Here is a 19,355-nt window from a genome sequence, read left to right on the forward strand (position 1 = left end):
CGCACACGACGACGTCGATAACGAGACCGAAACCGTATACAACACCGGCACTTTGACTGTCGAAGTACAGGTGAAGCGATGACCGCTCCCTATCCGATCCCGGGCCAGTTCCCGGATTTCGAGCAGTTCGTCGTCGACCTGTTCGCCACTGTCGGCACCACCTCGACGACGCTGCCCGCCACCGGTGACCTGATCCAGGCGAAGCTGCCGTTCCTGTGGATCCGCAAGGTCAGCGGCAGCCTGGACGCCAACGCGATCACTTATATCGCGAAGGTGCGCGTCGTCGCACTAGGCCAGACCAGGGCCGACGCCGCACAGCTTGCGGACAAGGCGCGAACGGCGATGCTCGCAGCGCCGGGCACCCGGGTAAACGGCGTGCTCGTCGATTGGGCGGAAGAGATCGCCGCCGACGAAGTGAAGTACTTCCCACCCACCGTGCAGCGCAGCCAGGGTAATGCGGATTTCCCCAACCTCGACCCACTCGACCGGATGGTCGAGCTGGGTTTCGCGCTGCACGCACGCCGCCAGTAACCGGCGGTCGAAATCGTTCCTACGAATGGAGATTCATACATGCCCGGCACAAACCTGACTCAGCTCAAGGACGCACAGCACGAGCTGCTGCTGAAGCCGCTCGACGCCGCGGTGTTCCTTGCCCCGTGGCCGACGGCCATCCCCAGCCCGTTCACCGACGCCACCGGCGCTCTGCAGCCCTTGCCCGCCGCGTTCAAGTCGGTCGGTCTGATCGACAAGAAGACCGGTGTGGCGTTCGCCCGCGGCATCACCGCGGCACCGATCGAGTCGTACGGTGAACTGCAGCCGTCGCGCAACGACATCACCAGCGACATCACCACCCTCGAGTTCGAGACGCAGCAGACCAACGCGCTCACCCTCGCGCTGACCACCAACGCCAACCTCGACCAGGTCAAGGCCAACGCGACCTCCGGCGAGGTCTTCTTCGCCCAGCCGACGGCCGAGCAGATCACCTACTACTCCGCGATCGTGATCGGCAAGGACGGCAATGACGCCACCCCGATCTATGTCTTCAAGGTGCTCCCGAAGGTCGCCGTCAGCAAGTACGGCGGCGAGCAGTGGACCCCAACCAACATCATCTCGCAGAAGCTCACCTTGACCGCGTTCAAGGACACCACCGCCGGCTACTCGGTCGCCCACGGTTTCGGCGGCGCGGGCTGGAAGAAGCTCCTCACCAAGGCCGGTATCGCGTCCGCCTGACGTCGGTTCTCGATCGTGGGCGCGTGCCGGATATCTCCGGTCCCGGCACGCGCCCACTTCTTCCCCGAATCAGCACCGGAGAGATGACAGGACCAACTATGTCTGCGATTCCCACCCAGTACCCCGTCACGATGACCGACGGCACCACCGACTACGAGGTGTTCGACGCCTCCGCCTACGTGAACGCCGTCTTCAGCCTGGGGCACCAGGAAAAGACCGAGGCCGCGAAGGCCGCAGGCCGCCGCAAGTGAGCGATCGACGGCCGTCCGAAGTTGTCGCTCGTCAGCGCGCTCGCACGGTCGTCGATCTCCGCTATTCCACTTTTCGATGAGACCGGAGACCTCATGACATCAACCCCTGGCGCCACTGGTACCGGACGCTTCTATGAGCTACAGGAAGAACTCGGCGGCCGCCGTCGCGGTCCGTACCGCCTCACCGACGACATCGTCATCCAGCCCATTACTCGCGGTCAGCTCAAGGCCATGCGCGCAGCGCAGAGCGAGGACGAACAGTTGGAGATTCTGCTCGGCGACCAGTACGCGGCGGTAGAGGCGCTGTATGCGGAGCGGCCCTTCGACGACTGGCTCGCCTTCCAGCACGACCTCTACGCGTTCCTGTTCGGCGCAGGTGCGGCGGAACTGCCGGGGGGATCCGAGGGCTCGTAGCGTTCTGGGACCGATTCGGTGTCGCACTCGACTACGACTTACTCGAACGCGGCATCGACGTCCGGGACTGCTTCGGGCCCAAAGAATTACGAACCCGTGACTGGCGGACGATCTGGCGATTCAAAGACCGGCTACCGCGCGGATCCCAGTACAAGACGGCCCTTGTGATGGACCGCGAACTCGCCGAACAGTTGGTTGCGGTCGAAGATGCCGGTGCGACAGATGATTTCGCCGGCGCGGTCGGGCCGACGCCGGAGGGCTACACCCTCGAAACCTACCTGCTGCTGTCTGTCATCGATGCTCTCCAAGGGGTGCAGGCTGCGGTAATCGCGGCCGCCGGTGCCGATCCCCCCTCGGTCAACCCGATGCCTCGACCGATGACCGCGCTCGATCAGCTCCGCGAGGAGCGTCGTCTGCGGTCCATGCAAAAGCTTATCGACGAGTTCACCACACCGGTGCCAGACGATTGATCGGTTGAGTGCCGGGGCCGCGGTGTGTTCTTACCGAACCGTGTAGATCCGACCAGTTATGGAGCTCACCAATGGCTGATATGAAAAAACCCGGCTCCTCCTTTGACCCGGACAAACCATATCGTCCTGATCAACCCGGCCAGCCGACACCGTTCTACAACCCGCCACCGCCTGAACCGCGTCCGAATCCGGGCAAACAGCAACCTGCCCCGGTCAACCCGCTGACTACGTCGCCGCCCCCGAAGCCTGCTCCGCAGCCAACGCCGAACAATACGACCAGGCCGACGATCGACAATGTGCTCTTCGGCAACCTGGCCGGCCCGGCTCAGCCGAACAACACGGGTCGGAATACGCCGCCCCCGAACGACAACGTACTGAATGTGCTGGTCCCTGGCGCGAATCTGCCGCCGAAGCCGAAGCCCGGCGGAACCTCGACACTGCCATTCAATGTCTTGTCCGACAAACCGAAAGTCGCAACCCCGCCGGTTTCTTTCGGCGACGCATACACTCAGATGCAAGGCGTCCAGCCGCCCAAGACCACGAAACCTCCGGTTTCTTTCGGCGACGCGTTCACCCAGATGCTCGGCGTCCAGACGCCCAGGCCCACCGTCCCGAAGAGCGACACGCGACCACCCGTCTCCTTCGGGGACGGGTACACGCAGCTGCTCGGAGTCCAACAGCCCAAAGCAGGGCCATTGCCCTATTCGAATGCGCCGATCCCACCCGGAAAGCCGGCCCTGCCAATTCCCACCCATTTTCTCGGCGATCCGCCAGGAAAGCCCGCCGACGGTGGTTTCGGGACGTTGATGGACCTCTGGGGTGGAAAGGTGGACGCCCGACCGATCCAGCCTTGGGGCGTCGAGGACAGGACTGCGTTGCAGTTCGACTCCAGATATCATGTACCGAACTCGACAGTCAGGCTACCCTCCGGTGGCCTCGTCCAGAATGAAGAAACTGTCGAAGGCAATGTGACGGCAACGCGTCAGATCATCACAATGCCGGGGCAGCCACCGATTATCACGACAAGTTTCAGCGCTCACCACGACGATCCTTTCCAAGGGTACGGAACCTCTTATGACTTCAAGGTTGATGCGACAGGTCGTCCACTCTATGTCGATATCAATGATTCGTCGAGTGTAAAACGTATCTACTTCCATGCAGATGGGTCGCGTACGTTTGTTCCCACGGATTCCAAGCTCAAGGAATTCACGCTCAAGCCGACAGAAGGGGACATACAGAATGCGGCCAGTGCCGCAGCTACCGCGGGTGTATACGAGGGTGCGCGGATGGGAATCGGCGCCGGTCAGTACGCGCCCCCGTCCTGGAGCTCTTGGGTCGACGACATAAAGTTCGGCGACTTGAAGACAGGGCTGAGCCGATTGGGACCGGCCGTAAGCTTGTTGGCCGCGGCCGCCGCCGTCGAAGGTGATATCGATGGGAAGATGGATCCTCAGGTTGCGGTCTATTCCGAACTCGGTGGCGCGGTGGTCGGGTACGGGGCAGGCTCACTGGCGGGTGTGGGTGCCTCGGCGCTTACCGGCATGCTGGCGGGGTCTGAAGTGCCGATCGTTGGCAACGTGGTGGGATTGGTGGTCGGCACCGTGGTCGGCGGCATCGTTGCTTATGGCACAACCAAAGGGCTGCAATACGAAATGTTGGGTCCGACCGCTGATCAGAGATTTCTGTTACCTGACGACCCGGCAGCTTTGAGGTCGTTACAAGAGCGCCTCAATCAAGAACACCCGGACTGGGCCGGCGGAGATATTCCACGTCCCTTTGTCGGATCATTCGGCGGCGGAGCAACTTATCCCCCGGATTACACGGAATGGATGCAAAAGCAAGGGGCTGTGGCCGAAAAACTCGAACGTGTGAGCCCGAAAAAGCGTGCTGCCGGTGGCGAAGTGGCGAGTGGCGGACCAGCCACTGATCTGAATGATCCGCTGCTGCAATCGATCAACCGTGACATGCTCCTTCTACGTAGGTTGGGTCTCCCGGCCGGGGCGATAGGTCCGGAGGGGGTCAGCCCGAACCCCGAATCTGGTCGAGGCACCGTCGATCGGTCGCTGTCTGTCCATATCTCGACCCCAGATCTCGACGCCGCGTTCCAGAAGGCGAAGCTCTGGGAACATCAACGTGCCATGGCGTACACCGTGAGCTAGGGGTGGGCGCGACTCGGTTGGGCTGGCGCAGCGCAACCGCTGCCCGCATAATTGTCGACATGCGGGGTAGGCGATGATCAACAGAACAGTTCCGGTACCTATCGGATATCAATGGACGCCTAGATGGGATGGCTCCCCGGGACTCTTCGGAATTTTGCTCGGCGTGCTCCTGGTCGTATTATCTTTGTTCGGCATCGGCAGAATACCGATGTATTTCATAATTGTGATGTGCTCGGGTGGTCTGATCCTGATTGCCGGATCGATTCGGGGCGGTCATCTCGCCGCAGAAGTAACCGAAGACGTGGTAGCCGTGCGCTATCAGCCCTGGACGAGCCCGATAGTGCTGATAAACGGACTGGCCGTGTTGGTGGGTTTGGAAGCGGCGTGGGGCGGCTTCACCGGTAACGCTCCGGAATGGTTCGGACCGGCCGGCGCCCTGGTGGCAGTGATTCTCGTACCGATGCTCGTCGGGCACTTCACCATCCTTCGGCGTAACAGAATCCTGCTCACACGCCGAACGTTGCGCATCGTGCAGAGCGGATTCGACTGGGAATTCAAATGGTCGTCTATTTCGAGTGTGATTCCCAGAACAATTCCCAATCTCGGTCCGGCGGTAACAGTTGTGTGTCCGACTGAATCGACAATCGACCGCTCGCGAGGCCCACGGTTCCTGAAACGGAAAGACGCCGATGGCGAGTGGACAATATTGTTGCAGGCTTTCAATGTAGAGCCGAACGCACTGCTGTCCACCCTCGAATTCATGGTCAACAATCCTCGCGGTCACCGACGCGAACTCACCACAGCAGATTTTATTGCGATGCTTACCCCGCCGGACTGAAGCTGTCGATTGCTGACGTAATTGCAGCCATGTCCCGCAATGGTGAATTGTCAGCTAACTCGATGGGCTCGAAGGTGACCTGTTTGTCGTGTTCTGGCCATCATGCCGTGATATAACTCGGGTGGCCGGTGGCGAGGGTCGCCAGGCGAGGGGATAACTTCGGGAGGGGCTCGATGCGCCGACTACTACTAGCGCTACCACTTGTCGCGTTGACCGCGTGTTCGGTCAGTGTGGGACACGCGAATGTGGCGGACGAAGACACCACTGCGACTATTGCTGGTCTCTTCAAGGAACAAGCAAAAGAAGATCCATCGAAGGTCTCCTGCGCGGCGCAGCTCGACTGGCGGGTCGGAGCTTCGCAGAAATGCGTGGTGACTGACCGTCGGAATGTGAATTGGCCGGTTACGGCACAAGTTTCCGAGCTGGCCGATGACAAGGCGAAGATTCATGTTGTCTTCGATGACGAGTTGGTGCCGATCGAGACGGCCGAAGAAAACGTTGGTCAGTCTTACGAAGAGGTGGCAGGTGTCAAGCCGAAGTCGGTCGACTGCAAGGGTCTGCAGCGATCCGTCGTGGACTCGTCTCGCTCCTGTGAGCTCACCGAGGTCAATGACGGCAAATGGGATATCGAATTCAGATTGACGGAAGTCTCCAACGATTCCTTCAAATACGATACCTCGATGGCTGATTTCATTGCCCCGAAAGATATTGCTGAAGAACTCGTGAAATATCGCACTGCCCAGGTGGGTTCGGCTCCTGTCGCAGCGTCCTGTGCTGGTCTGTTGCATAACGAAACCGGTGCGAGCATGCGTTGCGCGTTCACTGAATCCAGTGGCGCGAAGTGGGGTGCGACTGCGCGGGTTTCGGGTCCGGAGAAGAAGGTCGAGTTGGTCATCGACGACAAGCCGCTACGTTAGCCTGGTGGCCTTATTGCGCAGGAACAGGGTATTCATATCCCGTCGAACCCTGCGGATCGTGCAGAGCCGGTTCGATTGGGAGTTCCGCTGGTCTGCTATTTCGGCGTGAACTAACCGCCGCAGAATTTATTGCGATGCTTACCTCGCCGTACTGAAGCCATCGATAGCTCGTTGCCGCGTCGGTCTGTTGATATCAATGAGATCCACCCGGCTGCATTCGCCACGAAAAGGCGCCAAGTAAGGAAGTATTGTGAGCTTCGACGATAACCCTGTCAATGAACTAGTGCGTTCGTTGGTGCAGCCGGCGCCGCGGCGATTCGCCGAACCGGCTGTGCCGAGTGCCAAGAACATCCCGGCGCCCCTCGCGCCGGTCGGCGTATTCGATCGCAGTGTATTGCGGAACCCTGCCGAGCACGGTTCGTTCCGCACCGCCCCCGGGCGACTGGCGATCGGCGCCGGTCAATCGGAGACGCCGGCGGTACCGGCGGAACGGACCCTCCGTATCGGCGGTAGTCCAGCGCGGATCCCTAGCCTGAACGAACTCCTTGATCGAGCGGCCCCCGGCCTGCTGGACAACGTGTCGGGAGTGGCGTCGCAGCTGCGTGGAATGGTGCCGGAGGGACTGTTCGGAGGTGGCTTGCACGCGGGACTTTCCTTCGTGGACAACGACCTTCGCAAGGCGGCGTCCAGCGCGGCTTTCTACAAGATATTTCGCCGCGAGCCGCGGAGCCCAACGGAATGGACGACCGCGGAGGCACTGAACCCGAACAGCTACGACCCGAAATACAAGGGTGTAGGTCCGGAGATCCGGGTCGCGCGGATCAATCCGGTGCCGGGTCAGGGTGTAGTCCGCACCGCGCACTGGATCGAGAACGAGGATGTGTGGAATGCCTACACCAATGAACTGAATCTCGGCGACAAGCGGGCGGCGGACCCGCACTTCGATCCCGAGCACGCCAAGGTCACCATGTACGTCGACTACGAGAGCGGACTCGTGGTGATGCGGCAGAATCCGTCGGTGCAGCCGAAGCCGCATTCCAAGGAACCCGATGTCGTCAGGGTCGCGGTGCCGGAGGCGAATGTCTGGCAGACCGAAGATGGTTCGGTCCGGATCCAGTACGGAGCCAGGGACGGGTTCAATCCAGATCTCGGTCGTACCACCGGAACCGTGAACGGTGACATCGTCATCCGACCCGGACACGGTGCCCCTGGTACCCCGGGCTCGGAGGGCGCCACGATCAACGGGACGCGCACCAACTTCCCCTCCTTCGAGGCGTATCAAGACGACCCGACGGGAGCGACCCACCGCCTCGTGCTGGATCCGGCCGGTGATCATGGCCTCGGGCCAGGCACCAGGCTCGGGCCCGCGGTCAACCTGTGGGCACACCACGATCTGGGCTCCGGCCCGGACGCGTTCAAGCCGTTCTATTATCCGATCTGGGATGACTCGAAGGTGTACGTGCCCGGCCAGATGACCAGAGTCGACAAGCCATCTACCGCTCTCGGTACCGTGGACAGCCCGCCCAAGGTCGCGGTCTACGCCGCGGGCGGCGAGGTATCCGGTCCGGGTTCCTCGATCGGCGACATGATTCCCACCTGGCTGTCGAACGGCGAATTCGTCGTGAATGCCAAAGCGGCAGCGGCGAATCGGTCACTGCTGCGGGCGATCAACGGCGATGCCAACGCGATGGCGGGCTTGGCCCGGCCGATGGCGATGCCTGATCGTGCCTTCCCGCGTTCGAACGCTTCGGGCGATCAAGTGGATGAGTCGATGACGATCAACATCTCCACGCCGGACATCGACAACGAGTTCAGGCGATCGAAAATGCGGCAATCGCAGGCCGCGCTGACCTACACCGCACGCTGGTCGTAGCGGCGAGGTCCGCGTCATCCGCCCTGGATGACAGCGGGCGGCTCGCTCGTTCCCACCTTCCGGTCGTGCGGGAAGCACGGCGATGTCGTATAGACGGTCACGCCACCGTTTTCCGCGAACTGCGCGATCAAGGTGTAGTGATCCGCCGAGTCGGCTTTGACAACGGCGGGTTCACGGTAGTTCGTCCGATAGTCGTACTGGTCGAACTTGGTCGACCACCCGAAGCTCCGCCACGTCGATTCGAACGACTTCAGATAGTCGTACTCCCGGCCTTGCGTGCCCGGAATCGCGTAACTGGTCATCACTCGCAGCGGTGGGTCCACGGCTTTGGGGTCGAATACGCACGAGAAGATGTCTGGTGTTCGGGCCAGCTCGAACCGCAACCGGTCCGGTAGCGCACGAGCGGTAGCGACAAGATGCGCCACCGATCGCTGCTGAGCGACCGCATCGGTGAGCTCGTTCTCGACCGGAAAGTCGCTCAGATAGGTCAGTTCCGGTACCCGGCTCCACTCGGGCCCGACGCTGTGATCCTGGGTGCCGCAACCACCTACGAGCAGGACCGCAAGCACGGCGTTGAGAGTCCCCACGATCCGCCGCGATAAAGCCGGTGCCATGGATCTCCTAGCCATTGGTCGAGAACGCATCCCGATCTCACCACAACACGCGAGGTCGGCGCTGCCGCAAGACGGCCGGTGAGTCCGATCCAACAACGAAACAGAGGTGAACTTATCGTGGCTGAGGCTGCGTTGATCGAAGTGGAAGGCGTCGACGGTTCGCTGTGGACGTTGTCCGGGCCGGGGCAGGGGCTGGAGGGCGTCGAACTCGGCACCGCCCCGACGGGCCTCTACGACGCCCCGGTGAAGACGATCTGGAACTCGTCGGCCTATCAGATCGGTGCCACCTACGGTGGTGCGAACTGGCAGAAACGCGACGTTGTCTTCGGCGTCAATGTGTATGAAACAGATTCGGCCAGTTGGGAATCTGTGGACTCGGCGTGGCGCAAAGCCTGGGCGTACGACCGCGATTCGAAGCTCACCGTGACCACCGAGTACGGGGCGCGCACGCTGCATCTGCGGCTGTCGGAACAGCCGGAGTTCAAGCCGAAGCGCGACCCGCATATGAAGCGGTGGGGCCAGGTGACGATGACCTGTACCGCGGGCATTCCGTGGTGGGTCGAGGACGACGTCACCGTCACCGCTGTCTCGGCAACCGACACGCGGCAGGACGGCAAGTCCGAGACGCTGTGGGTGCCGGTCTCGAACCCGACGGATCAGCCGATGTGGCTGCGCTGGGTAGCGACCGCGCCGGCTGTCTGGACCTTGCCGGACTACTCGTTCGCGGACGACGGACATCGCAGTCGTGTCATCACCTTGCCGAGTCTAATTGCCGGACAGGATATTACGGTCGACACCGATCCGATGGAAGAGATGATCGCCGCGGCCGACAGCAGTTCGGTGTGGGCGCGGATGAACGGTCAGATGTTCCTGCATCCGGTGCCGGCGTGGACTTCCGAGACCAAGCTGCCGGTCACCGTCAAGGGTGCCGCGCCCGGTGCGACGGTCCAGGTGCGCTGCCCGCGTAACTGGTCGCGGCCGTGGGGCCTGCAGTGACCGCCCCGCAGACCGCGGCTATCGCGCGCGCGGAGCAGATCTACGGCGACGCGGTCGCGGTGCGGCAGCAGCGCAAGGACTTACGGATCACCCCGCCGCTGATTCGGCTGTGGGACGGCAACTGGAATCTGCGCGGCATCAGCCGCGCCGAGTACTCCGCCGACTTCAAGTGGCTCCTGAACGAATCAGGTACGGGCCGACTGGAATTGCCTGCCGACCACTATCTCGCCAAGTGGATCATGGACGCATCGTCGAGATCCACCCAGAATGTGCACGTCACGGTGGACAAGGACGGCGCGCGCTGGTCGGGCCGGATGAAGTTCGCCACCTTGAAGAAGACCGAAGCGGGCTTGAACACCGTGGTCGTGCAGTTCATGCACGACTACGAGGAGGTCAAGTGGATCCAGGTGTGGAGTAATCCCTTCCTGCCCGCGGCTTTTCAGTTCCCTCGGGTGTTCATGCTGGCCGGCCCGTCCCGGTGGTGCCTGAAACTTGCGCTGTTCCTGAACATTCTGCGCAAGGAAACGAACCTGTGGACGTTCCCCGATGCGGCCCAGTGGGCGCTGCCCGACGATCCGCTCGACCCGGCGCAGTGGTTCAATCTCGACCAGTCGCGTTGGTCGATGGTGGTGGCCCCCAACGACTTTCTGTCGGACACGTCCGTGTGGACGGTGCTGTCGTCGCGGTGGAAAACCTGGCACGACATGGCCGAGCACACGCTCGAGGACGCGCAACTGATGGTCACCACCCGGCGCTACCTCGCCGGTGATCCGCCGCCGTGGCCCGGCGCCCGGCTGCGGCACGGCTGCTTGGTGTTCGACATCGTCGACAAGTCCGGCTTCTACACCGGGACCTCCGAGGGCGGTTCGGTGCTCACCGGACTGGAGCACACCGTGCAGAAGATCATCAACGAAGGGCGCGAACAGCTACCGGATCCTCTCCAGGACCCGGCCTATCCGGAGGAGTACAAGCGCCCCGACTGGATCGGTACCCTGCCGAGCAGCCCGTGGGTCGTCTACCGCGAGGGCGAGTACACCGGCATCGAAACGTCCGAGTTCACCATCCGGCCCGCGACGGCCGTACAGATCAACTGTGGTGGCCGCAGCCCTTACGGCGTGAACGAGGCTATCTCCCAGGTCATTCAGATGGTCGGCAACCTCACCTCGACCATCTCCATCGGCACGCCGATTGCCCAGATCAGCCTGCCGCCGATGGGTGGTGTGATCGATACGATCCTCAAGCCGCTCTACACCGACACCGTGCTGGCCTGGATGTCGTTCAAGTCGCCGCTGCGAGCCCCGGCCATGGGGTGGTCGCATTACTTCGAGTTCTTTCAGCAGGGCGCCGATCGCGCGTACACGCTGTCGTCGCTGATCGCGGTTCGGATGGGGCTGTGGGCAACTCGTGGATACCACGGTCACAAACTCACCGTCGCCGACGGTTCGCCCTATCTGATCGGGGAGAACGGCCAGGGGCACTTCTTCCTCGGCGATCGGATCGGCGCGACGGTCAAGGGGTTACCGCGCGGCCAGATCTATGTCGATCAGGTGACCTCGCTGGAGCTGTCCTGGAAGCGCGGTGTCACTCCCGCGTGGAAGGTGACCATCGGCAACGATGCCGCGCTAGAGGATCCCGTGGCCAAGGCCATGAAGTACGTCCAACGGATCATGTCCGACCTGCGCGATCTCGGCGTGATGTCTTGACGCGCAGCCCAATTCACTGAGACAGAGAGGTGTGTCATGCCGCTCCCCATGCAGCACGAGTGCAACCAGGACGACCCGGAAGAGGCGTTCGTGTGGGCATTCGTCGGAATGCCCGGCCCGCACAACGGGCCGCTGCTGGTGCCGCCGCAGGTGCTCGGCAAGTGGTCGAAACATCTGTGGGAGCTCGGTTTTCGGCACTTCCCGGAGCATCAGATGTCGGAGTATCACCCGGCGGCGCGCGGTGGCGAACACTGGCTCGGCCAGTCCGGCAGCTGGGTGCCGGTAGGCACGCCGATGCCACCGGAGCTCACCGTGCCGTCGGTGACCGACCTGACCCCGGCCGAACGGCAGGTGCTGGTGCGACAGCTACAGGAGTCCGGCGAGCTGGGGCATCTCGTCGATGTCCGGGAGCTGGAACCCGATGTCGCGCAGGCGGGTTCGTTCGAGGGTGGCGCTGGATGACCTCTCCCGACCGCAAGGTTCCCACCGGGGCGTACTCCGGTACCGGGGGTGCTCAGCGCTTCGCGGGCATGGGAAAGCTCACCCTGGAATCGGCGAAATCCGCGGTGCAGGTCGATCTGGTCCGGCCGTACACGCAGGTCAACGTAAACCTCGGTTCGGTCGTCGATTCCGGTGTCAAGCAATTCGCCGCCGACCTGTGCGACGCGGTGACCGGTGCTACCGGCGGGCTGATCAATCTGAGCGGCTGGGCCAGGCAGTTGCGCTCGGATGCCGATCAGGCGCTGCGTAATTCGGTCAACGCACAGCAGACCGCGGACGGAGCCAAGCAGACCGCCGACAATCAGACGGCGATCATCCAGGCCACGAATTCGCGGGTGCAGGTGGTGGTTAACGGGCTTCCGGTGAAGCCGTACTGGGAGACGATGAATCTCACCGAGGAAGCCTCGTTCCCGCGCAACATGCTGCACCGGGCCGCGTGGTCGGTGTCGGCGTCGGGTAGCAGCATCGACGTCGGCTACACGCCGGTGTACACACCGCCGGTCAACACGCTGGAGGGTGCGTTCATCCGTTGCCTGTACAGCGGAGGGCGCAAAGTCGTCAGCTACATCCCGGACGCGGTGTCGGGTCCGTGCGAGCTGTATGTCGTTGTCGGGCGGATGGTGCCGTCGGGCGACATCAAGATCGAGTGGGTTTCCCCGAACCAAACCCCCGATATCACCGGCGTGCGGGTCGAGCGAACCGTCGAGTTGCCGTCCGAGCTCGTGTTCGAGCAGGGTGAGACGGCTTTCGTCGGCATTCATCAGCGCGGCGCTGGGCGGGCCCGGCCGCTGCTCGGCATCGAGGCTGTCGAAATTCCGCGACCGCCGTCGGTGTGGCCGCCGCAGCTGAATGCGCAATTCCCGGCTGCGGCGCTGTTGAGCGCGGGCACCACGCTCGCGGCGAACTCGCTGGCCTTCGGCTCGCGGAAGGTGCCCTACCTTTCGCTCGGAAAGGCGGCGGCGGGCGACCCGGTCAAGTTGATGTTCTTCGAGGACTTCGAGTCCGGTGTGATGCCTGATTCGCTGGTGCGGATGTCCAACCGTGCCGCGAAGGTGAGCAACGGGGTCTTCGTCGTCGACGATCTGAACGATGGCCTCCGGCGCTACCTTTCCGCGCAGAAGCTCTCCTACGACGACCAGATGGTGACTGGACGGATCCGCAAACCCACTGGTCGAGGTGCGCGGTTGTACTTGCGTTCCGACGCGGGCAACAACAGCTACCTGGGGTTGACGGTCACCGATACGTCCGTCTTGCTCAGCCGATGGACCGATCGTGAAACGGGGACGCTGCTCGCCAGTGCCGACGTCGGCATTGCGGACAACGACCAGGTGCGGATCAAGGCGGTAGGCAACGTCTTCACCGCCGAGAAGCTGGTCGACGGAGCCTGGACCACAATCCTCGTCCACCGCGACCCCGACAACACCATCCCCAAGGGCGCTGCCTTCCGCTACCCCGGACTCGGCACCGAGCGCGCCTCCTGGGTCAACGGCGGTGGCTGGGGCGAGTGGAAGGCAGAAGACCTGTGACGGTGTGCCATGACCAGTCCTGATCGTGCGTTACCCGCCGGTGCCTACACCGGATCTCCGGGCGCACGCAGTCTCACGCGCCTCGCGTCGGCAAATCAGCAATCTGTGCAGCCGGGCGTCTCCGGGGAAGTCATTCGCTCCTATGCCGGCATACCGGGGACGCTGGCCGGCGTCGTTCGATCCGGACTGCACGAATTCGCCGCGAATCTCTGCGATGCGATCACCGGCTTCACCGGTGGACTGATCAATCTCGGCGGCTGGGCGAAAGGCTTACGCGAGCGCGCGAAGCAGGCGATGGATGACGCGACGACGGCAAAAGGATCCGCCGATACCGCGCAGCAGACCGCGGCGAATACCGCCGAGGTCGTCAAGGCGACCGGTTCTCGGGTGCAGGTGGTGATCGACGGTCTGCCGATCAAACCCTACTGGGAGACAATGAATCTCACCGAGGAAGCGTCCTTCCCGCGCAGCACCCTGCACCGCAGGGCGTGGGACGTCGCGGACTCCGCGAGCGCCGGATACGAGCCGTTTCAGTACGAGTACCAGTGGGGCACCGACGCCGACGGCAGACCGATCTACGACACGCGGCGCTTCTACGTCAGGTTCGCGCCCGTCTACAGTCCACCGGCCAATACCTTGGACGGCGCCTTCATCCGCTGCCGGTATGCGGGTGGCCGCAAGATCGTCACATACATGCCGGATGCGGTGACTTCACCGTGCGAGTTGTATGTCGTGGTGGGGCGGATGCTGCCCAACGGCGACATACAGGTCGAATGGGTGTCGGAGAACCAGACCCCGTTGATCACGAACTCCCGCTTCGAGCGTTCGGTGGAGATGCCGTCCGATATCGTCTTCGCGGTCGGCGAAACGGCGTTCGTCGGCATTCAGCAACGGGGCAGCGGCAATCCGCGTCCATTGCTCGGCGTCGAGGCGACCGACCTACCTCGCGCGGCGACATCGTGGCCGCCGCGCACGGGCGTCAGGTTCGCCTCGTCGGCGGTGCTGGCGGCGGGGGCGACGCTGGCAACGAACACCCTGAATTTCGGCGCCGCCAGCGTGCCGTACGTGTCGCTCAGCAAGAGCTTGGTCGCAGGCCCGTTGCCCAAATTGGCCTTCTACGAGGACTTCAACGCCGGGTACCTGCCGCGGGCGCTGCTTCGCCTGCCCGGCCCGGAGGCCACCGTGTCCGGCGGCGCGTTCGTGGTTCTCGGCACCGAGGCCGGCCGGCGCCGGTACCTCAACGGCCAACCGCTCGGCTACGACAACCAGATGGTGACCGGGCAGATCGTCGCCCCGTCGGTATCGCACGCTTGGCTCATGCTCCGGTCGACGCCGGACAACAAGACCTTCGTCTCGCTCAACGTCACCCAGTCCGCCGTCAGCCTGTTCACGTTCGCGAGCGAAACGTGGACCGTGTTGAGCACCGTCGAGACCTCGGTCGCGGCCGGGGAAGCGTTCCGCGTCAAGGCAATCGACAACGTATTCACCGTTCAACGCAAGACCACCGGCGACTGGACCGACCTCTTCAGCTACCCCGACACCCAAGGCCTGTTGTCCAAGGGCCCCGGGTACCGCTATGTCGGGCTCGGCAACGAACGCGCGTCCAAGGTCAACGGCGGCGGCTGGGACTACTGGAAAGCAGAGGATCTATGACAACACGTGTGACCGTCGACGGTCTCGACCTGGATCTGGTGGTGGAGAACAACATGCTTGTTATCTCCATCGTCGAGAACGGCGTACCGATCCGTCGCGGCAGCCTTTTCATCGGCAAGCTCGAGCCCGCACCGGGGCCGATCTACATCGAGCCCGATCCCGTTGCGCCGCAACCCGACCCGAACGCAGGACCGCATGCCTGACCAGAAGCAGCTCGGCTACGACCCGACCAACCTCACCCTGGTGCTGTCCAAGGGCGCGGACTTCGTGCACACCGTCTCGCTGGCCGCGCCTTCGGCCTTCCCGACCGGAACCAAGGTCAGGATCGTGTTGAGCAACGCCGCCGAAACGGTGCTCGACACCTGGCAGGCGGTGCTCAGCGACGCCGAGGCGAAGTTCGTCATCCAGTCCGACCTGGCCGACGCCATTCCCGCGGGCACGAAATACCGCCTGTACGTGTCGTATCCGACCACACCGACCACCGAATATCTCTGGTTCTTCGGCGCCGTCCGCCGCAAGCAGTAGCGGCACACCGCCGCGTCACTGTAATCCACTATCTTTCAGGAGTTTTCATGACCATCAGCGTTCCCGCCACCCGTCAGGCGCTGGCCGATGCCTACAAGAACGTCGCCGGTTCGAACACCGTTTTCGTCAGCGTGCACATCGCCGACCCGGGACCGACCGGGATCAACGAGGCGAAGGACGGCACACCCACGTACGCGCGCAAGCCGTCGACGTGGACCTCGGGTACCGGTGGTGTGATCACCGGCTCACAGGTCACCATCGATGTGCCCGCGGGCACCTACAGCTGGGTCGGCCTGTGGAAGACGGCCACCGGCGCGGCGGGCAGTGCCGATTTCATCGACAAGGTCGCGATCAGCCCGACCACTCTCGGCGCCCAGAGTCAGCTGCTCATCACCCCGACGTTCACCCAGAGCTGACCGAGAGGCGCGCCGAATGGCCACGCAACAACTGCTCACGCAGGCTGTACCACCGGCGCCGCCCGTCACCGTCGCCTCGGCGCCCGCGCCCGCAGTGGCGCCCGCGATGCCGCCCGGTCCGCCGAGCACAACGCTCGACACCGCAGTGCCGATCATCAAGCCGTATTCGGTTGCCGCCTCGGGCGGTAACGGAATTCTCGGCGCCGTGCTCGGGGTGATTCGCACCAGTCCCGCCGCACTTCCGACGGGCTCGGGCACCCTTGCCACGACCCACAATTGGGTAGCACGGGTGCCCGCGGCCCTCGGCGCGGTCGGTCAGGCGATCGCCCGCATCGCCATCAAGTCCGGCACCGCTGTTGTGCCTGCGCCGCTGACCGGCAGCGGCCTGTCCACCGGCACGATCGATGCCCAACTTCCCGCTGCGGCCGCCGGTTCCGAAGGATCGGTTACCGCAGCGCTGTCCGTCATCACGACAGCGGACGCCATTTTCGGCGGCGAAGGCAGCGGATCGGCGCTGACGCCGGTGACGACCGAGGGCGCCGGGCGCGGCGGCCTCGCGGTGGCAACGGCGGTCATCGGCAAAGTCGTGCTGCTCGCGGCATACACGGCCGCGGCAGGCGTCGCCGCGGCGGCGGCACCGGGGACCTTCGCTCCCGTCGAAGGGCTCGGCGCCCTCGCCGCGACCGCGTTGACCAGCGCCGCGGTGAACCAGACGAACACCGGATCACTGGCCATCGAGTACACCCCGCGGTCTATGCCATCGACTCAATACGCTGCGGCCGGCACACTATCCGTCGATGTCAGATCTACCTTCACGCCGTCATCGATGAAAAAGAACGACACGTGGTATGAGATGGATACCTCGTGGAAGACGGTCAGTGGCTGGCTCCCTGACCTCGACGGCTATCCCGGATCGACCGTGTCGAACAACAACGGTCTGGTCGTGCGGAGTGCGAAAACCGGGGCAAATCTGGAGGCCGGCATCCAGCTCACCGGTGCCGGTGCGTTCACCTCGTCGACGATTACCCTTCGACTGCTGGTGAACAACGTGTCTGTCGTGGAAATCTCCAAGAGTGTCGGCGGTGAAGAATCCGTGACGGTCAAGCTGACCAATACCCGAAATGTCGCCGCCGGCAATGTCATCACGGTCCAGGCCAAAGCGCAGAGCACGCTGAATCCAGCCCACGTCGACCTTGCGTCCTTTGTGCGGGTTACCTGACTCTCGCGGGCGGCAGTGCGGTACTTCCACGCGCCAGTCGTCGAAAAGCGTTGTCATTGGCAATAACTGACGCTACTGTGCATCGAGTGTAGGTGACAGTGTGTCTTTCGAGGACTGCAAACTGAGTGATTCGAGATCGAGCTCCGCATCGCCTATCGCCGATCGGTGTTACGAAACATTTTTGTGACTCTTGTCTCTGACGTTGCTATTGGATAACCGATCCGGCACGGGACCTGATTCAAGGGCCGAGTGTCATTGGCAAGTTGCACAATATTATTCGTCGAATTCACTACAGCGGTGAACTTCGGAGCACGAGTCATTCGTCCCTGGCGTCTTGTGTAGGTCGCCTCATGCCCTATGCGTCGCCTCGTCTTGATTGGTGGACGGCAGGGTTGTGCTGTGCAGTTACGTATCAGCTAATGAGCTGGTGTCGTCCGGCCGTTCGGGTCTCATTCGGTCGTCCCATCATGTGATACGACTATCTATCGGCAGGTGAAGCTGCCGAGCCTGCGCAGTGCGGTCACTGAAAGTGGCTGCATTGGTGCGGTGGCGAGGGGATGGTCTCCGCTCATCGGAAGGTGGGACGGCGACCCGCGTGAAGGGGAAAAGACCGACCGCAACTTCGTGGCTTTCATCAGGGCCACTAAGTTGCGGTCGTGCCCGGGGCTCCGAAGGGGGGAGCCCCGGGCCCTCGAATTCCACACGGGTCGCGCCGGTCACGCCAGCTGGACTCGGCGGGTGTCTATTCGCTCCGAAGATCAATGCAGCGCCATAGCTGCGCCGTCATCCCGAAATCCGGGAATTTCTTCCCTCCCACATCATTTCGAACGTCGCTTGTTCGCGGCCCCGATTCACCGCGGTGAATCGGGGCCGTTGGCGTTCCGGTACCGGGGTGGGTATTCGCGCAAACCATCGGAGGATCCCGCACACCATGTCAGACAAGGAAATCGTCGAGTCCGTGACGTTCGGCAACCATCAGCCCGCATCGGAGTACGTGAAAACCGATACCGGCCAGCTGGTTACCCCCGAATTCCTGGCGTTCATCCAGCACGCGCTCAGCGGGAAACTCACCGAATCGCAGCAGACCGACGAGTTGGAGCCGTTGGTGCGCGAGCTGGCCGAGGAGCTGACCGTCATCCACCTGCCCGAATGGCACGACCCGTCCGGCCGTAAACGCGCCGAGCCGACGGTGACCACCATCAAGCAGGCCACCAGAGTTGCCGAATACCTCGTAAAGCGCGGTGTGCGAAAGCATTCCGAGCTGGAGGAGCTCCGCTGGGTAGCCACTCCAGGCGGCCCGCCCGGCGCGTTCGACATCGGGATGCACATCACCAAGGACGAGAACGGGCAGTGGCCCGCGCCCGACCCGGAGAAGTTCTACGACCTCGACGACATCGAGGTGCAACAGACCGATGACGGGATGTGGTGCGCCACCCATCCACGTGGCCTCGCATTCGAGGGCGCGACCAAGACCGAAGCCTACGCGGGTGTCGTCGATCAGCTGCGACAGCGCATCGAACAAGCCCGCGAGGCGCGATAGCCACGAAAGGTGGTAGCGCGATGACCGAACGAATCGTGTACCCCGACATCGAGAAGACGCTGGTCGACTACCTCACCGCGCAACTCGACGCCGCGTCCGACGCCGCGAAAGTCGTTACCAGGGCGCCGGATCCGCGACCGACGCGAATGGTGCGGGTGGTCCGTAACGACCGCAAGCGCCGGCTCGACCGCGAGGACCGAGAGGGGCAGCGCGGCCCGAATCTGATCCTGGACCGCCCGCGCGTCGTCTTCGAATGCACCGATGATGCCGGTGCCGCAGCGGGATTGGCCGGCCTGGTCCGCGCCATTCTGTCTGGTGTGGCGCCGGGCTATCTCGGCACCGTCTGGTGTGACCACGTCGAAGACGTCGGCGTGGAGAACGACACCGATCCGGCAACCGCCGCCCCCCGGCAGGTGATCATCGCCGACTTGTTCGTGCGAGGCACCGTCCTCGCCTGACTCCCCTACGGGAGCCACAACTGAATAACCGTCCCTGGGCCTGCGCAAATCC

At 63.2% G+C, this 19,355-nt stretch carries 21 protein-coding genes; 20 read left to right on the forward strand and 1 reads right to left on the reverse strand.

Annotation, left to right across the window (positions count from 1 at the left end; translation table 11 throughout):
* The first annotated feature begins 78 nt into the window (after positions 1-78).
* From ACIBK2_RS27790 to ACIBK2_RS27830, 9 genes are all read left to right on the forward strand, one after another.
* Positions 79-531 carry a hypothetical protein gene (locus ACIBK2_RS27790; protein WP_396971223.1) on the forward strand — a complete coding sequence of 151 codons (453 nt, stop codon included), beginning with the start codon at positions 79-81 and terminating at the stop codon, positions 529-531.
* Positions 532-570: 39 nt separating this feature from the next.
* On the forward strand, positions 571-1,230 hold the full coding sequence (locus tag ACIBK2_RS27795; RefSeq protein ID WP_396971225.1) for a hypothetical protein: 660 nt from the start codon (positions 571-573) through the stop codon (positions 1,228-1,230).
* A gap of 98 nt (positions 1,231-1,328) precedes the next feature.
* Positions 1,329-1,481 (forward strand): hypothetical protein, encoded by a 153-nt coding sequence (locus ACIBK2_RS27800; RefSeq protein ID WP_396971226.1) that lies wholly within the window; start codon positions 1,329-1,331, stop codon positions 1,479-1,481.
* A gap of 93 nt (positions 1,482-1,574) precedes the next feature.
* Entirely contained in the window at positions 1,575-1,895 is a 321-nt protein-coding gene (locus ACIBK2_RS27805; RefSeq protein ID WP_396971228.1) for a hypothetical protein, read from the forward strand.
* A 167-nt stretch (positions 1,896-2,062) separates the two neighbouring features.
* A complete protein-coding gene (locus ACIBK2_RS27810; protein ID WP_396971230.1) occupies positions 2,063-2,365 on the forward strand; it encodes a hypothetical protein in 303 nt (100 codons plus the stop codon).
* A gap of 71 nt (positions 2,366-2,436) precedes the next feature.
* Positions 2,437-4,524, forward strand: a complete 2,088-nt coding sequence (locus tag ACIBK2_RS27815) for a hypothetical protein (RefSeq protein WP_396971231.1) — start codon at positions 2,437-2,439, stop codon at positions 4,522-4,524.
* Positions 4,525-4,597: 73 nt separating this feature from the next.
* Positions 4,598-5,362, forward strand: coding sequence for a hypothetical protein (locus ACIBK2_RS27820; protein WP_396971233.1), 765 nt, complete (start codon positions 4,598-4,600; stop codon positions 5,360-5,362).
* A gap of 173 nt (positions 5,363-5,535) precedes the next feature.
* Positions 5,536-6,279: a DUF4333 domain-containing protein gene (locus tag ACIBK2_RS27825; RefSeq protein WP_396971235.1), complete on the forward strand. Its 744-nt coding sequence runs from the start codon at positions 5,536-5,538 to the stop codon at positions 6,277-6,279.
* Positions 6,280-6,529: 250 nt separating this feature from the next.
* On the forward strand, positions 6,530-8,152 hold the full coding sequence (locus tag ACIBK2_RS27830) for a hypothetical protein (RefSeq protein ID WP_396971237.1): 1,623 nt from the start codon (positions 6,530-6,532) through the stop codon (positions 8,150-8,152).
* A gap of 14 nt (positions 8,153-8,166) precedes the next feature.
* On the opposite strand, the gene ACIBK2_RS27835 is transcribed toward ACIBK2_RS27830, so the two are convergent.
* Entirely contained in the window at positions 8,167-8,766 is a 600-nt protein-coding gene (locus ACIBK2_RS27835; protein WP_396971239.1) for a hypothetical protein, read from the reverse strand.
* Positions 8,767-8,883: 117 nt separating this feature from the next.
* On the opposite strand from ACIBK2_RS27835, the gene ACIBK2_RS27840 reads away from it, so the two are divergent.
* The 11 genes from ACIBK2_RS27840 (at position 8,884) to ACIBK2_RS27890 (ending at position 19,303) form a co-directional block, all read left to right on the forward strand.
* Positions 8,884-9,762, forward strand: coding sequence for a phage tail protein (locus ACIBK2_RS27840; RefSeq protein ID WP_396971240.1), 879 nt, complete (start codon positions 8,884-8,886; stop codon positions 9,760-9,762).
* Positions 9,759-11,465, forward strand: coding sequence for a phage tail protein (locus ACIBK2_RS27845; protein ID WP_396971241.1), 1,707 nt, complete (start codon positions 9,759-9,761; stop codon positions 11,463-11,465). Before ACIBK2_RS27840 ends, ACIBK2_RS27845 begins: the two co-directional genes overlap by 4 nt.
* A gap of 36 nt (positions 11,466-11,501) precedes the next feature.
* Positions 11,502-11,927 (forward strand): DUF2744 domain-containing protein, encoded by a 426-nt coding sequence (locus ACIBK2_RS27850; RefSeq protein ID WP_396971243.1) that lies wholly within the window; start codon positions 11,502-11,504, stop codon positions 11,925-11,927.
* Entirely contained in the window at positions 11,924-13,492 is a 1,569-nt protein-coding gene (locus tag ACIBK2_RS27855; protein ID WP_396971245.1) for a hypothetical protein, read from the forward strand. The genes ACIBK2_RS27850 and ACIBK2_RS27855 overlap by 4 nt, the downstream gene beginning before the upstream one ends.
* Positions 13,493-13,501: 9 nt before the next feature.
* Positions 13,502-15,145 (forward strand): hypothetical protein, encoded by a 1,644-nt coding sequence (locus ACIBK2_RS27860; protein WP_396971247.1) that lies wholly within the window; start codon positions 13,502-13,504, stop codon positions 15,143-15,145.
* A complete protein-coding gene (locus tag ACIBK2_RS27865) occupies positions 15,142-15,348 on the forward strand; it encodes a hypothetical protein (RefSeq protein ID WP_396971249.1) in 207 nt (68 codons plus the stop codon). The genes ACIBK2_RS27860 and ACIBK2_RS27865 overlap by 4 nt, the downstream gene beginning before the upstream one ends.
* Positions 15,341-15,670, forward strand: coding sequence for a hypothetical protein (locus ACIBK2_RS27870; protein ID WP_396971251.1), 330 nt, complete (start codon positions 15,341-15,343; stop codon positions 15,668-15,670). The genes ACIBK2_RS27865 and ACIBK2_RS27870 overlap by 8 nt, the downstream gene beginning before the upstream one ends.
* 47 nt (positions 15,671-15,717) lie before the next feature.
* Positions 15,718-16,086, forward strand: coding sequence for a hypothetical protein (locus ACIBK2_RS27875; protein ID WP_396971253.1), 369 nt, complete (start codon positions 15,718-15,720; stop codon positions 16,084-16,086).
* Between the two features lie 16 nt (positions 16,087-16,102).
* On the forward strand, positions 16,103-17,305 hold the full coding sequence (locus ACIBK2_RS27880) for a hypothetical protein (RefSeq protein ID WP_396971254.1): 1,203 nt from the start codon (positions 16,103-16,105) through the stop codon (positions 17,303-17,305).
* A gap of 931 nt (positions 17,306-18,236) precedes the next feature.
* Positions 18,237-18,845, forward strand: coding sequence for a hypothetical protein (locus ACIBK2_RS27885; protein WP_396971256.1), 609 nt, complete (start codon positions 18,237-18,239; stop codon positions 18,843-18,845).
* A 20-nt stretch (positions 18,846-18,865) separates the two neighbouring features.
* Complete coding sequence (locus ACIBK2_RS27890; protein ID WP_396971258.1) at positions 18,866-19,303, forward strand: hypothetical protein; 438 nt, start codon at positions 18,866-18,868, stop codon at positions 19,301-19,303.
* The last annotated feature ends 52 nt before the right edge of the window (positions 19,304-19,355 follow it).

Source organism: Nocardia sp. NPDC050175 (genome assembly GCF_044459885.1).
GTDB lineage: Bacteria > Actinomycetota > Actinomycetes > Mycobacteriales > Mycobacteriaceae > Nocardia.

Bases quoted from the DNA above. Each gene is read 5' to 3' on its own strand.
- ACIBK2_RS27790 (WP_396971223.1), top strand. From the start codon at position 79: ATGACCGCTCCCTATCCGATCCCGGGCCAGTTCCCGGATTTCGAGCAG.
- ACIBK2_RS27795 (WP_396971225.1), top strand. From the start codon at position 571: ATGCCCGGCACAAACCTGACTCAGCTCAAGGACGCACAGCACGAGCTG.
- ACIBK2_RS27800 (WP_396971226.1), top strand. From the start codon at position 1,329: ATGTCTGCGATTCCCACCCAGTACCCCGTCACGATGACCGACGGCACC.
- ACIBK2_RS27805 (WP_396971228.1), top strand. From the start codon at position 1,575: ATGACATCAACCCCTGGCGCCACTGGTACCGGACGCTTCTATGAGCTA.
- ACIBK2_RS27810 (WP_396971230.1), top strand. From the start codon at position 2,063: ATGGACCGCGAACTCGCCGAACAGTTGGTTGCGGTCGAAGATGCCGGT.
- ACIBK2_RS27815 (WP_396971231.1), top strand. From the start codon at position 2,437: ATGGCTGATATGAAAAAACCCGGCTCCTCCTTTGACCCGGACAAACCA.
- ACIBK2_RS27820 (WP_396971233.1), top strand. From the start codon at position 4,598: ATGATCAACAGAACAGTTCCGGTACCTATCGGATATCAATGGACGCCT.
- ACIBK2_RS27825 (WP_396971235.1), top strand. From the start codon at position 5,536: ATGCGCCGACTACTACTAGCGCTACCACTTGTCGCGTTGACCGCGTGT.
- ACIBK2_RS27835 (WP_396971239.1), bottom strand. From the start codon at position 8,766: ATGGCACCGGCTTTATCGCGGCGGATCGTGGGGACTCTCAACGCCGTG.
- ACIBK2_RS27850 (WP_396971243.1), top strand. From the start codon at position 11,502: ATGCCGCTCCCCATGCAGCACGAGTGCAACCAGGACGACCCGGAAGAG.
- ACIBK2_RS27855 (WP_396971245.1), top strand. From the start codon at position 11,924: ATGACCTCTCCCGACCGCAAGGTTCCCACCGGGGCGTACTCCGGTACC.
- ACIBK2_RS27860 (WP_396971247.1), top strand. From the start codon at position 13,502: ATGACCAGTCCTGATCGTGCGTTACCCGCCGGTGCCTACACCGGATCT.
- ACIBK2_RS27865 (WP_396971249.1), top strand. From the start codon at position 15,142: ATGACAACACGTGTGACCGTCGACGGTCTCGACCTGGATCTGGTGGTG.
- ACIBK2_RS27870 (WP_396971251.1), top strand. From the start codon at position 15,341: ATGCCTGACCAGAAGCAGCTCGGCTACGACCCGACCAACCTCACCCTG.
- ACIBK2_RS27875 (WP_396971253.1), top strand. From the start codon at position 15,718: ATGACCATCAGCGTTCCCGCCACCCGTCAGGCGCTGGCCGATGCCTAC.
- ACIBK2_RS27880 (WP_396971254.1), top strand. From the start codon at position 16,103: ATGGCCACGCAACAACTGCTCACGCAGGCTGTACCACCGGCGCCGCCC.
- ACIBK2_RS27885 (WP_396971256.1), top strand. From the start codon at position 18,237: ATGTCAGACAAGGAAATCGTCGAGTCCGTGACGTTCGGCAACCATCAG.
- ACIBK2_RS27890 (WP_396971258.1), top strand. From the start codon at position 18,866: ATGACCGAACGAATCGTGTACCCCGACATCGAGAAGACGCTGGTCGAC.